Source organism: Corynebacterium tapiri, assembly GCF_006334925.1.
GTDB classification, from domain to species: domain Bacteria; phylum Actinomycetota; class Actinomycetes; order Mycobacteriales; family Mycobacteriaceae; genus Corynebacterium; species Corynebacterium tapiri.
In genome coordinates, this window is the sequence record NZ_VDHJ01000014.1 from 13789 (window position 1) to 27554 (window position 13766).

Genomic DNA, 13766 nt, shown 5'->3' on the forward strand with positions numbered 1-13766 from the left:
TGAACTCGAACTGATTTTAACCTGAGCTTTCCCTTAAGGAGTGGCAGGAATCTCCAGCGTACGCCCGTCCCCCAGGGCGAAGCGGATGTTCTCTACAAAGCGATCCCACGTCAGTGGCGCCCGGTAACTATCCACTAGTGCCTGGACTTCCGGCGTCTTCAACGCCAGCCGATCTCGCTCCACCTGTTCCGCATCGACCCACGGGGGAAGCTCGTCCAGCGCGGCGTCCGTATCGGCCGCCTGCCAGTGCATGGGTAGTTCCTTGTCGTGCCCGATGCGGCCGTGTTCAAGCCGGGGTTGGCGCGCGGCTAATGGCGTGGACAAGCCGACCGTGTCCAGTACCCGCACATCCAAAGGCGCATTCATGCCGGTCAAACCAAGGTTGATGAAGTAGGCGGTCGGGGCATGGTCGTTCTCCCCAGGCATCCGATCTACCGGAGCCCACGCCAGCTCCTTTTTGGGGTCAATGTATTGGAACATCCAGGCGGCGTCGTTACGCATCATCAAGTCCACGCCCTCGGTCCAATGTCCGGCCAAGTCATACGGCGTAAAGTCGCTGGCTACAAGCGGGGCATCCCCGGGCGCGCGTTCGGTGGCCCAGGTCCAAAATTCGCGCTCATCCACCACGCCGAGCTCCGCGACCTCAAAGCCATCGGCGGACGTGTGCTCAGTACCCCCGTGCATAGTCACCCCAGCCCACACGGCCAGAGCTGCCACCGCACCGCTGGTGAGAAGGCCCGCCGGGTTCTTGTCTTTGTGCTTCTCGACGCCCGGGACAACCCACAGCGGCAGCAACACCGCAAAGAGCGGAAGGAGCGCCATGCGTCCGTGCATAAAGTCGCCGCCTACCCGCACGACGTAAAGCAGATGAAGAAGTCCCGCCACAATCACCAGCCCGGCTGCCACCGGAGCCGAGCGCAGCCCGGTCCACCGGATGTCCTCGCGCAGCACAATGCCCGTGGCGATCACCAGCGCGAAGGCCAGCGCGATCCACAACTGGTAAGGCTGCGTGAGGTCCAGGACGTATTCCCAGCCGGTACCCCAGCGTGCCCCGCTGGCAGACTTAGCCACCGCCGTGTGCGGGGTGAGCAGGCCGTAGTAGCCCATGCGGAAGATCTGGTAGGCACCGGGGACGAGCGCCCCCACCCCGATGAGCGCTGCTCGCTTGCCCCAGGACCGCGCGGTGATTACCACCAAGAGTCCGCTCAGCGCGCCATAGAGCACCAGCTCGGGGCGCACCAGCCAGCTCAATCCTGCCCAGAAGGCCAGCAGGTACGTCCATTTCTCGCTGCCGCCGCGCGCCCAGAGCACGAGCAGCCCAAAAAGTACTGCGAGCCAGAACAGGCATAGGCCCCACTCCAGCCCGGAGGTGGCAAAGTCGCGGGCGGGCGGGAGCGCGAAGTAGATGAGCGCGCCTGCGGGCAGAAACATCGTGGAGCGCGCCCGTGGGTACAAGCCATATGCCGCGAAGCACGCAATGAGGGCTCCAAGAATGGTGAGAGCGAGCGCCAGGTAGAGCGCGATGATCTCGAGCCGGGCGTCCGTAAACCAGGATCCAACAAGTATGAGGTACTGCCACAGAGTGGAGGTGTTGGTCTCCACACGCTCGCCGGCGTTAAACACCGGTCCGTTTCCGGCGGCGAGATTGCGGACGGTGCGCAAAACGATCAGCCCGTCGTCGCTCATCCAGCGGCGCATCCAACCGCCGATGGCGGCGATGAGCACGACGGCACACGTACTCACCGCAAGGCTAACCCGCCCCAGATTCGGGGCGGGTTCGTGTGACTCTGGCTCGGTGAGCCGGCCAGTGGCTGTGGTCAAGAGAGTGTTCCGCCTCTGCGTTTTAAGTCAGGGCCGGAACAATGTAGACAGCCATGACGATGCAGGCCAGCCACAGCACAGCGAGTGCTTGCAGGATGCGGTCGCTCAGGGCGATCTCGTCGGGTGCTCCACCCTCACCGCGGTCGACGTCGGCGGCAAAGCGCAGGATGGCGATGATGAACGGCACCATCGAGATCTGGTACCACAGGGCAGCCATGCCATGGACGGACTCGGACAGCTCGAAGCCCCAGAGCGTGTAGCTCATCACCACGGCGGTGGCGGCGAGTGTCCACACAAAACGCAGGTAGGTTGGGGTGTAGCCCTGCAGGGACTTGCGGATCTTGGCACCCGTGCGCTCGGCGAGCAGCAGCTCGGCGTAACGCTTACCGGCCGCCATGAACAGGGAGCCGAATGCGGCCACCAGCAGGAACCACTGCGACAGGATGATGCCCGCGGCCACGCCACCGGCCATGGCTCGCAGCATGAATCCGGAGGAGACCAGCGCGATGTCGATCACCGGGATGTGCTTCCAGCCGAAGCAGTAGCCCAGCTGCAGGACGATGTACACGGCCACCACGACCGCCAGCCCAGCACCCTCACTAGCCAGCAGTGCCAGCCCGATGGCCAGCACGATCAGTGCCACCGCCATGGCGTAGGCCAGCTTGATCGGCAGCATGCCCGAGGCGATCGGGCGGAAACGCTTGGTGGGGTGCTCGCGGTCAGAGTCCACATCCTTGGCATCGTTGACCAGGTAGATCGACGATGCGGCCAGGCAGAAGCAGATGAAGGCTAGAAGGACGTCGAGAAGCGTGCGTGCAGTGAAGGCCTGAAATCCTGCGGCAAGCGGTGCCGCCACGACCAGGACGTTCTTCACCCACTGCTTCGGGCGCAGAGCCTTGATCATGGCGTCCGGCAAGTTCTTCGGGGGCTGGCGCTTGCGCGTGTTATCCAGGCCCTCGGTATGCGGTTCCGAATGGAAGATTCCAGGAGTGGACTCCGCGGGATAGGACTGCTGGCTCACCGAGTCTTCCTTTCGATGTCGAATGCGGCGCGGGTAGTCAGGGCACCAATTGCGGCGCCGACCAACGTATCGGTCGGGTAATGCACTCCGAGAACCATACGCGAGATCATCATTACTGGGATACCGAGCAAGGGCGCACTCGACCCGGTCACGTGGCTCAGACCCACCATGGTGGCGGTCGTGGACGTGGCGTGAGAGGACGGGAAAGACAAGGTCGACGGGGTGGACACGCCCACCTTGATGCGCGGATCCGTGGGCCGCTGGCGACGGACTATGCGCTTGATCACCACGCTGGCGGCGTGCGAGCAAAACGCCGCCGAACCCACGGCCGCCCACTGGCGCCGACGCTTGCGGTCGAAGGCGAAACCGGCCGCCGACAGCGCTAGCCAACCGGCAGCGTGCTCACCCACATGGGACAGCGTGCGCGCCCCGGAGGTGATTCCGGGGACGTTGAGGGCCACGTCCTGAATCTTGACCAGGAGGTCAGACTCCACGGCCTCGAGCTTCTCGACGGAGGCAGGCTTATTGGGCATCGAAAATCTTCTTCCATTCCTGGCGGGACGTCAGCTCGGGCATTGCGGCGCGGTAGCTGGCCTTGAGGTCTTCGAAGCGCTCGATGACCTCGCTCTGCAGCTGGTGAGTTTCCTTAATGAGCTCACGCGCGAGCTCGCGATCGCGCTTGCGGAAGGCCACGCCCGTGCCACCGGCAGTGGACACCGTTGCCGAATCCAGGCGGGACAGCGTAAACCAACGGGCCTCTTCCGCAGTGAGGTTGAGCTGCGGGGCGTTGTGGTGCGCCGGGTCCTCCTTGGACACCAGGTGCTTGACGCCCTTTAGCAGCCACGGGACCTTCTTGATCTTGGCCAATCGCCCGCCGAAGTTCTTGGTGGGCACGCCCGGCGCGCCGGTCGCGGCGGGCAGCTCACTGGCGGAAGGCAGCACGACGGCATCCGAGTAGTTACGGCGAATGGCCTGGATGCGCGGCAGTGCGGTGTCCAGGTCGGCGAAGAGCTTGTCGGGGCCGGCCAGGAAGTCCTTGAGTGCCTCGATCTGGATCGCCAGCGTGGAGTACTCCATGCACGCAATGTGCTTGAACAGGGACTTGCGCATTGAGCCGATGATGCCCTTGGCATCGCCCTCGTGGTGCAGAGCGGCCACGATTAGGCGGTTGCGGGTGTGGAAGTACGCCTGCCAATCAATGGCGTCGTCCTTATCCGCCCATGCCATGTGCCAGATGGCGGCACCGGGCCAGGTGACCGTCGGGAAGCCCGCGGCCTTGGCACGCAGCGAGTACTCGGTGTCATCCCACTTGATAAACAGCGGCAACGGCTGCCCCATGGTCTCTGCCACCACGCGCGGGAAGAGGCACATCCACCAGCCATTGAAGTCCACGTCGATGCGACGATGCAGCTTGCTGGAATCGTAGAAGTTCGGGTCCCGGCGGTCATTGTCGTTGCCCAGGAATCCCAGGGGGTACTTGGCAAAGTCGTGGTCGTAGACGGCGTTATTGGCCTTGGTCCACATGAAGTCGTGGCCGCCGACGCGCTCTCCGGTGGTACGCAGCTGGGAGCGCTCCTGCAGGTTCAGCATCTGCCCGCCCACCAGAATCGGGGAGGCCGCGTAACGCGCAGCCTGGACCGCACGCAGGATCGAGTCGGGCTCGATTGCGATGTCGTCATCCATGTAGAGGATGAAGGGTGAGTTGGTCTCGGTATCTGCCAACGCCTCGTACATGATGCGGGAGTACCCGCCGGATCCGCCGAGGTTGCCCTGGCGGTACTCATGGAAGCGCTCGCCGAGCGCGGCAACGGCCTCCTCGTAGCCGGGCTCATCTGCCGGGTGTTGATTGCCCTGATCCGGCATGATCACCGAGTCAATGATCGCGTCGATCTGCGGATCCTCCGTCAGCGCCTGTAGGGCGGTGACAGCATCGGCCGGGCGGTTGAAGGTGGGAATCCCCACCGTCACGCGCTTCTCGCTCGCCGGAATCTGCGTTCCGTTGGGCAGCGTTTGCGGACCCGGGGCGTGCGGGGCGCACCAGGCGGCCTCGGTGATGGTGGCTTCGCTCTCTGCGGTGAGGTCGAACCAGTACCAGCCGCCATCCTCGAAGTTGTTGAGCGGCAGGGTGAAGGTGACGGTGTCATCCACGACCAGCTCTGTGGCCACCGCTACGCGGGTGCCGTCGGCCTTCGAGCGGTAGATGGATACCGCCGCGGTACCGGCGACATGCATGCGCAGGATGACCTCGGTCAGCTGCGACCAGCGACGCCAGTAGGAAGCCGGGAACGCATTGAAGTACGTCTCAAACGAGGCCTCAGCGCCTCCGGGGATGGTGAACGCGAAGCGGTCGTTCCAGGCCAGGCGCTCCTTGTTCTGCCCGCTCTCCACGAGGTAAAGCATGCGCACATCGTGCGGTTCGCCCTGGCGGGGCATGAGAATGCGTTGAAGCACCTCGTGAGTGCTGGGGGTGGCGTTGGTCAACGTTGTCCTTTCGCCGTTTCGTTTCGTATCAGGTCAACACAGTAGCGGTCAGGGTGGGCATTGGTGCGTTACGACGTGCATAAAGCCCGCCAATCCACATGCTCCTGCCAGCTAAAAGCTGGCTGAGAGTAATGGTTTGGCGGGCTTAAAAAGCAAGCTCGTGGGCGTGCCCTTAGGCTGCGGCGATCTGCGGCGCGACGATGCCCAGCTCGGCCAGCAGCTCCTCCACGCGGGCCTGCAGGTCGTCTGCCAGAGCGTCGATCTCGGCGCCGGACTTGTTCTCGGTGGACGCGATGTTCCACACCACTTCACGGCGTCCGCCCATGTCGTGTGCCTCGGCCTCATCCAGGTAGACGGTAACGTCGGCGGAGTTGAGGGCACGGCGCTCGCGGTTCTCTTCAAAGGTCAGCGGCAGGCTGCGACGGCGAGCAACGGACTCCAGCTTGATGTCCGAGGCCACGTTCTCATCGGTGGCCGCAACGGTCACCAGCGCGGAGGTGCCGGCAACTGCGCGGGTCATGGCGGCTGCGAGCTCGGCCATGATGCGGTTGCTGCGGTTAACAAAGACGATGCGGCGGGCGCGGTGCAGGGTGTGCACGGAGCCGTCGAGAAGCATCTCCTCCAGACGCTCGGAAGCATCGCGCTCCACCAGGACGGGCACGAGGTCAAGCATCTCGGCCTTGCCCAGGTGCTCCTCGATCACGGTGTCGAGCACGGCGTCTACCTGCTCGGCGTGCAGGGCGTAGTCGTAGCGGTTGTGAATGTCCTCGCGGACGGTGGCCAGAATCTGGTTGATGGTCATGGAATTCTCCTTCTGCTCGCCTCGAGCGTTGTAGTCGCGAGGCGTTCAAAGTTTGTGGGGATCTAACAGGTGGAAATGTTTGTGGCGGAATGCCCGTCTGTGTTTGTGCGATTGGTCATCGGCGGTCACTCCCCTTTCTTGTGTCAGATCTGCTAGCGGCCTCAAGCAATTAACGGACGTTAATGTTGCGGCTCGCTGTAGTTCATATTCCGTTAACCTAATGGGGCAGACGCAACCCTGTCAACTACCCCACCTGGGAAAACCTCGAAAATTACCTAGGCTCCAGCCAAAACCCCCGGTCACAGTACTGGAGCTTGCACGAAAATTAATTCGCCTCTAGTTAACCTTGCGTTAACTTTCGCCCGCGATGCGTTGTCCTTAGGACCAACGCAATGCTTGCTCCGATGCCGACACCCACCAGAATGTCGCTCAGCCAGTGCACCCCGAGATACAACCGGGATGCCCCCACCGCCACAGCCCACAGCAGGACGAGGACGCGCAGTCCATGCGCCGGCACATGAGAAGCCACCACCACCGCCAGCGCCATTGCCGCCGCCGCATGACCGGATGGCATGGCCCCGCTGGTGTGCACCACGAGCTGTTCTGCCACATCGGGCCGCGCACGGTCGATGATCGGTTTGAGCAGATGGACCACGGCGTTGGTCACAATCACCGCAATGGCCGCCTCATCTACCCACGCCACCCGCGCACCCCGAATTCGGCAAACCACCGCAAGAGCGACAGTTGCCAGTGCCAGATAAAGCGGCCGGAATACCTCGCTAAAAAGAATCACCGCCTGGTTCATCGATGGCAGGCGGTGAGCCACCATCCATTCCCAGACGGCGTAATCCATGAAAGCGAGCTTAGTGCCCGCGCTCCTGCTCGAGGGCCGCCCCCTCGTTCCAGAACGGCGCCAGAGAGTTGTCAAACAGCGTCAACGCCGCAGCGATCGCCATGTGCATATCCAGGTACTGGTACGTGCCCAGGCGACCACCAAAGAGAACGCGGTTGTTCTTCGCCTCCTCGGCGGCGCGGCGTCGATAAGCCTCCAGCATCGTGCGATCCTCGGGCGTATTGATCGGGTAGTACGGCTCGTCGCCTTCCTCGGCGAAGCGGGAGTACTCCTTCATGATGACGGTCTTGTCCGTCGGGTACTCACGCTCTGGGTGGAAGTGGCGGAACTCGTGGATGCGCGTGTAGTCCACGTCGGCGTCGTTGTAGTTCATCACCGGGGTGCCCTGGAAGTCACCGGTGTTGAGGACCTCGGTGTCAAAGTCAAGGGTGCGCCAACCGAGCTTGCCCTCGGCGTAGTCGAAGTAGCGATCCAGCGGACCCGTGTACACCACCGGCGCCTCGGGCGACTCGGCGCGCAGCTCGTCGCGTACCTCGAACCAGTCGGTATCCAGGCGCACCTCGATGTTCTCGTGGGAGGCCATGTTCTCCAGCCAGGCTGCATACCCGTCGACCGGCAGACCCTCGTAGGTGTCGTTGAAGTAGCGGTTATTAAAGGTGTAGCGCACCGGCAAGCGCGTGATGTTGCCCGCCGGCAGGTTCTTCGGGTCCGTCTGCCATTGCTTGGCGGTGTAGTGCTTGATGAAGGCCTCGTACAGCGGCTCGCCGATCAGCGCGATCGCCTTCTCCTCGAGGTTCTTCGCCTCCTTCGGGTCTCGGCCACCCTTCTGCGACTCGATGAGCTCGCGCGCCTCATCCGGCGAGTAGTAGCGCCCAAAGAACTGGTTGATCAGGCCCAAGCCCATCGGGAACTGGTAAGCGGTGCCGTCGTGCATGGCAAACACGCGGTGCTGGTAGTCGGTGAACGAGGTGAATCGGTTCACGTAGTCCCACACGCGCTTGTTCGACGTGTGGAACAGGTGCGCGCCGTACTTATGGATCTCAATTCCCGTCTCCGGCTCCGCTTCCGAGTATGCGTTTCCGCCGAGGTGGTTTCGCTTCTCGACGATCACCACCCGCTTGCCCAGCTCATTCGCCGCGCGCTCCGCAATGGTCAATCCGAACAGGCCCGAGCCGACAACAAAGAGGTCATAAGTCATGCTGCGAAGCGTATCGCTTCCTTGCGCCGCCAGTGTTGGCGCCTCGCCGGTAAGTGCTCGGGCGCTTGGCACCGGCGCACGGGTGTGCTGCGCGGGTACCGCCCGGCCGCACGAGCCACTGGCGCTCGCCCGCCGCAAAGCTCTATCCCCCGCTGCAATGCTCTATCCCCCCGCCGCAAAGCTCTAAAGGAATCGGACCAAAGGACGCGGATTTTCACCCTAAAGCTCTAAAGGGCGCGTGGTTTGAGCCTATTCCTTTAGAGGTTTGGCAGAACGCATCGTCGAAAAGCGTTGCGACGCCCCACCCGCCACGTCGTTATGTCAAAACCAAAACATGTGAAACTTTGGTGAACAGGGTTACCTTTTGTCACGAAAATGCACTACGATCGCTGCAGTACCAATATCACCACCAGGCTCACCCCCGTGAAACCTGATTGACGAGGAGTTTTATCGTGCAGCAACGACGCCGCATCGCCCCCCGCGCTGCGCTGAGCCCATGGGCGGCCCACCCCATCGTGGCAACGCTGACCGTGGCAGCCGTCGGCACGGCAGCTGTCTTCGGCGGCAATAGCATCTATCAGACCCAGGCGGCGGGTGGCGGCCCTATCCCGGTCGACCAGCAGACGCTGGCTTTCGACGGTGGCGAAAACGTCGTGGTGGATGATGCAGCTATCGCTTCTCAGGGCGGTACTCCGGGCCCGAAGACCGTGAAGGAATTCACCAGCGCGAGCGAGTTCAGTATGTTCGCGCTGACCTGGCCCGAAGGCAAGGAATTCGCTTCCTATGTACGCGCTCAGAACGATGACGGATCGTGGGGCCCTTGGTATGCCGCGGCTCCCATGGAGGAGACTCCGCAGAACGGAACCATGGGCACGGACCTGATCTACGTCGAGCCCACCAAGGCCGTCCAGGTTTCAGTGGCAGGCGTCGACCTTGGCCTGCCTGAGGCAGATGCCACCCCGGCCGATACGGCATCGCTGACCAACGTCCCGGAGGACGCCCCGCGTGCCGGTGCCGGTATTGATCCGGCGTCCCAGCCCCAGCCCAAGTCCGAAGAGCCCAAGCAGGAGGAGCCGAAGGCCGAGGCACCAAAGTCCGACGAGCTCGCCCCGATCCCCAGCAACTACGGAGAGATCAAGCCCGTTGCCGACAGCGAGCCGATCAGCGCTGACCAGATCGATGTCGTACTCATTGACGGCAACACCCAGGAAAACGGTGTTGACCATGTCGCGGATACCTCGTCCACCACGGGCATGCCCGACGTCATTTCGCGCGCGCAGTGGGGCGCTGACGAGAGCCTGCGCTTCTCTAACCCGACCATCAACGACGTCACTGCCGTGACCGTGCACCACACGGCCGGGTCCAACAACTACACCGAGGCTCAGGCACCGGGCATTGTGCGTGGCATCCAGACCTATCACGGGCGCAACCTGGGTTGGACGGATATCGGCTACAACGCGCTGGTGGATAAGTACGGCAACATCTACGAGGGCCGTGCCGGCGGACTTGACCGCGGTGTCGAGGGCGCCCACGTCGGTGGCTTCAACATGAACACCTGGGGTGTATCCGTCTTGGGCAATTACGAGAAGGCCCAGCCTACCCAGGCTTCCATTGATGCCCTTGGCGAGCTGGCCGGATGGAAGGCCGCCATCTCTGGGTTCGATCCCACCGGTTACGGCCAGCACTATGCGGAGTTCGGCTTCGGTGGCTCGAAGTTCGCCCAGGGCCAGGGCGCAACCTTCCCGAACATCAATGCCCACCGCGACTTCCACTACAACACCTGCCCGGGTGAGTACCTCTACGCCCAGATGGACACCATTCGTTCCAAGGCCAAGCAGAAGTACAACGCGGTCAGCGGCAAGACGCAGCCTCAGACGTCGACAAGCACTCAGAGCAGCCCGAGCGCAACGAAAACCACGACTCCCAGTGCCTCGACAAGCACTACGCCGACCACCCAGCCGGCGAGCACGACGCAGTCGACGAAGGAGCCGGTGAAGCAGCAGACGTCCTCGACGTCTGAGCTGCTCAAGCAGCTGCAGAGTGGCAACGCTTCGGCAATTATGGCGGCCGTGGGCACGCTGGCTGCGGTCATCCTGTCTGCGCTGAGCAAGTCTGGCGTGCTTAACAGCGCTGTCCGCAACGCTGGCGACGTGGAGATCGTAGAGGGTCTGGCCGTGTCGAAGCTGCCGCCGATCATCGACGGGATTGTGAAGCTCTCGGGCGATTCCAACATCGAGCGTAAGTGGCAGGCTGTCTCGAACACGTATGGCGACGTCCTGGGCCAGCCCACCGGCGGCACTGCCCACACCGGCGTGGGCGGACCGGATCTGGCCACCGCATTCGCTCTGTTCGATAACGGCATCATCGTCGATGACTCCGAGGCCGGCACCCACGCCCTGTGGGGTGAGATCGCGGATGCTTGGGCCGGCCAGGGCTACGACCTCGGCCCGCTGGGACTGCCCACGAGCGAGGAAGTGTCCATCGGTAATGGTCAGGTCCGCGCGACCTTCGAGGGTGGCTCGATTACCTACGATTCGACCACCAACAAGGTCAACATCTCGCTGGACCAGTAAAAAGACCAGGTAGAGCTAAGACCGGAGCGCGGCCCTAGAACCAGCGCTCCAGAACGTCGGCTACTCCGCCCTCATCGTTAGTGGCGGTCACGTAGTCGGCGTTTTCTGTCACTCGGGGATCCGCATTGCCCATGGCAACCCCCAGGCGGGCAGCTCGCAGCATCTCGATGTCATTGGGCATATCGCCAAAGGCCACGACCTGCGAAATGTCCACACCATGAAGGCGACACAGTGCCTGGACACCGAGCGCTTTGGTCACCCCGGGAGCTGCCAGTTCAAGCAGGCCCGCGTTGATGGAATAGGTGAGGTGGAGGGAATCGGCGTCGATAAGCGGAGCCAGAGCCTCGTACATCTCCGGAGCCGTCATGTCGACGTTGCGCAGAATCATCTTCACCGCGGGCTCCGCCACGACCTCAGCAGCGCCGAGCACCTCAAAGCCCTGTTCTTCCCAGGTATGGAAGTAGTCGGGAGCAACGTAGAAGCCATCGAGGCGTTCGCAGGCCAGGGACACTCCCCCACGATCCGTGAACAGATCGTTGGCCACTTCAAACGCATGCGCCATCGCTGCTGGCTGGAGCTGGTGGGCCTCCAGCACGGTGTCATCGGCGGAGTCGTACAAGACCGCGCCATTAGAGGTCACGCACACCGGTTGAACGGGCAGCTGATCCAGCACCATCTGGATCCACCGAAACGGTCGACCGGTAGCAAGGGCCACTTCGCAACCCTCGTCCACCGCGCGCTCGATGCTCTGCGCCAGCCGGGGAATAACGCGCTCGGCCGAGTTAATCAGGGTGCCGTCCACATCAGAGGCAATCAGCCGCGGACGCCATCCGCTCGTGAGCTCGTCCAACGTGGTCACTTCTGCGCCTCTCGCTTGGCAGCCTTGCGCTCGCGATCCTGGCGGTCCATCTCGTTGGCCTCCTCCAAGGTTGGAGCTCCTCCCCCCAGTGCGGCGGGGCGCCATGGCTCTTGGCCGGGGAAGGGACCGTGCTCATCCTCGTATGCGGAACGTGCTTTGACCAGGAGTTCTTGCATCGCATCCTTGAGGCGCTGCGTGGCTTCCTCCGGGGTTCCCGAGGTATCCACCGGCTCGCCCACCTGGATGTGCACCGGCACGCGCGGGCGAAGCGCGAGCTTGCCACCCTTGGTCCACACGCGCTGGCCACCCCATGTGACCAGCGGAATCAGCGGCACGCCCGCTTCCGTGGCTATCCGCACGGCACCGGTCTTGAAGTCTTTCAATTCAAAGCTGCGCGAGATCGTGGCCTCGGGAAAGATACCCACGAGTTCCCCGGCGTTCAGGTGGGAGATGGCATCGCTTATCGACGACTTTCCGGCCGACCGGTCCACACTCACGTGCTTCATTGCCCGCATCAACGCGCCAACAACCGGGACCTCAAAGACTTCCTTTTTGGCCATGAAGCGCACGAGGCGCTTGCCCCGCAGGTAGGCAGGCACACCAGCGAAGATGAAGTCGTAGTAGTTGGTGTGATTCGACGCGATCAGGGCCGGTCCCTCTGCTGGGATGTGCTCCGCCCCGACGACCGTCATGTCGATACCCTGCAGCCGAAGTATGCGCCGCAACACGGGAATGATGAGGCTGCCGTAGGGACGCTCCCCTGCCTCCACCGGGTGTTCAGGAATCGCAGTGAAGTCCTGCGGGACGCGGAATTGCCCTTCTCGACGCATATGTTCAGCCTTTAGTTCTCGGGGGTCAGAATGTCCTTGCCCACGAATGGACGCAGGGCCTCAGGGACCACTACGCTGCCGTCGGCCTGCTGGTTGTTTTCCAGGAGAGCGACCAGCCAGCGGGTGGTCGCCAGCGTGCCGTTCAGCGTCGCTACCGACTGGGGCTTACCGTCCTGGCCGCGGAAACGCGTGTTCAGGCGGCGCCCCTGGTAGGTCGTGCAATTCGAGGTCGAGGTGAGCTCGCGGTATGCCTGCTGGGAGGGAACCCACGCCTCGGTGTCGAACTTGCGCGCGGCGGACGAACCGAGGTCGCCACCAGCAACGTCGATGATGCGGTAGGGCACCTCGATGGCGGAGAGCATGTCGCGCTCCATCTCCAGCAGTGCACGGTGCTGCTCCTCGGCCTCGGCCGGGTCGCAGTAAACGAACATCTCCACCTTGTCGAACTGGTGGACACGAATAATGCCACGCGTGTCCTTGCCGTAGGAGCCCGCTTCTCGACGGAAGCAGCTCGACCAGCCGGCATACTTCACCGGACCGTTGCTCAGGTCGATAATTTCGTCCTTGTGGTAACCAGCGAGGGCCACCTCAGAGGTGCCCACCAGGTACAGATCATCGCGCTCGAGGTAGTAAATCTCCTCCGCGTGATCTCCCAAGAAGCCGGTGCCAGCCATGATCTCCGGGCGCACCAGCACCGGCGGGATCATGAGCTTGAAGCCGTGCTCGCGCGCCTTCTGCGCGGCCAGCGTGAGCAGGCCGAGCTGTAGGAAGGCACCGTCACCGGTGAGGTAGTAGAACCGGGCGCCGCCGACCTTCGCGCCGCGAGCCATGTCGATCAGACCCAGCGACTCGCCCAGGTCGAGGTGGTCCTTGACCTCGAAGTCGAACTCCGGAACGGTGCCAATTTCCTCGAGAACGATGAAGTCGTCCTCTCCGCCAGCGGGAGCGCCCTCAACAATGTTGTCGATGCGCAGCTGGAGGGCATTGACCTGCTCTTCAGCTTGCTTCTGAGCCTCTTCGGCCGCCTTGACGCGCGCCTTGAGCTCGTTCGATCCCTCCAGAAGGGCCGGTCGCTCCTCGGGAGAAGCCTGGCCGATCTTCTTGCCAAAGGCCTTCTGCTCAGCGCGCAGGGTATCGGCAGCTTGGATAGCGTCGCGTCGAGAAGCATCGGCTTCCAGGAGCTTGTCGACGAGCGCCGGGTCCGCACCTCGCGTGACCTGCGATGCGCGAACGACGTCGGGGTTGTCGCGGAGGAATTTAAGATCAATCACGAGGCCAATCCTAACCCGGAGGGTGCGCGGGCGGGGCAATACCGTATGGGCGCTGGG

Annotated in this window: 11 protein-coding genes; 1 reads left to right on the forward strand and 10 read right to left on the reverse strand. The window is 63.1% G+C overall.

The window, feature by feature from the left end; all coding sequences use genetic code 11:
* Positions 1-33: 33 nt before the first annotated feature.
* From FHE74_RS09490 to glf, 7 genes are all read right to left on the reverse strand, one after another.
* Positions 34-1821 carry an arabinofuranosyltransferase AftB family protein gene (locus tag FHE74_RS09490; protein WP_246049273.1) on the reverse strand — a complete coding sequence of 596 codons (1788 nt, stop codon included), beginning with the start codon at positions 1819-1821 and terminating at the stop codon, positions 34-36.
* A 22-nt stretch (positions 1822-1843) separates the two neighbouring features.
* Entirely contained in the window at positions 1844-2842 is a 999-nt protein-coding gene (locus tag FHE74_RS09495; RefSeq protein WP_139466276.1) for a decaprenyl-phosphate phosphoribosyltransferase, read from the reverse strand.
* Complete coding sequence (locus FHE74_RS09500) at positions 2839-3375, reverse strand: phosphatase PAP2 family protein (RefSeq protein WP_139466277.1); 537 nt, start codon at positions 3373-3375, stop codon at positions 2839-2841. Before FHE74_RS09500 ends, FHE74_RS09495 begins: the two co-directional genes overlap by 4 nt.
* Complete coding sequence (locus FHE74_RS09505) at positions 3365-5323, reverse strand: glycosyltransferase (protein ID WP_281279425.1); 1959 nt, start codon at positions 5321-5323, stop codon at positions 3365-3367. Before FHE74_RS09505 ends, FHE74_RS09500 begins: the two co-directional genes overlap by 11 nt.
* Before the next feature lie 172 nt (positions 5324-5495).
* A complete protein-coding gene (locus FHE74_RS10685; RefSeq protein WP_180339737.1) occupies positions 5496-6125 on the reverse strand; it encodes a three-helix bundle dimerization domain-containing protein in 630 nt (209 codons plus the stop codon).
* Between the two features lie 340 nt (positions 6126-6465).
* Complete coding sequence (locus FHE74_RS09515) at positions 6466-6978, reverse strand: phosphatase PAP2 family protein (protein ID WP_139466279.1); 513 nt, start codon at positions 6976-6978, stop codon at positions 6466-6468.
* A 10-nt stretch (positions 6979-6988) separates the two neighbouring features.
* Positions 6989-8176, reverse strand: coding sequence for a UDP-galactopyranose mutase (glf, locus tag FHE74_RS09520; protein WP_139466280.1), 1188 nt, complete (start codon positions 8174-8176; stop codon positions 6989-6991).
* 452 nt (positions 8177-8628) lie between these two features.
* Between glf and FHE74_RS09525 the strand changes: the two genes are divergently transcribed.
* Positions 8629-10749 carry an N-acetylmuramoyl-L-alanine amidase gene (locus FHE74_RS09525; RefSeq protein WP_246049274.1) on the forward strand — a complete coding sequence of 707 codons (2121 nt, stop codon included), beginning with the start codon at positions 8629-8631 and terminating at the stop codon, positions 10747-10749.
* Between the two features lie 34 nt (positions 10750-10783).
* On the opposite strand, the gene FHE74_RS09530 is transcribed toward FHE74_RS09525, so the two are convergent.
* The 3 genes from FHE74_RS09530 to serS are packed head-to-tail and all read right to left on the reverse strand — an operon-like array spanning position 10784 to position 13709.
* Entirely contained in the window at positions 10784-11608 is an 825-nt protein-coding gene (locus FHE74_RS09530; protein WP_246049275.1) for a Cof-type HAD-IIB family hydrolase, read from the reverse strand.
* Complete coding sequence (locus FHE74_RS09535; RefSeq protein ID WP_139466282.1) at positions 11605-12438, reverse strand: lysophospholipid acyltransferase family protein; 834 nt, start codon at positions 12436-12438, stop codon at positions 11605-11607. Before FHE74_RS09535 ends, FHE74_RS09530 begins: the two co-directional genes overlap by 4 nt.
* Positions 12439-12449: 11 nt before the next feature.
* Positions 12450-13709, reverse strand: a complete 1260-nt coding sequence (gene serS / locus FHE74_RS09540; RefSeq protein WP_139466283.1) for a serine--tRNA ligase — start codon at positions 13707-13709, stop codon at positions 12450-12452.
* Between the last annotated feature and the right edge of the window lie 57 nt (positions 13710-13766).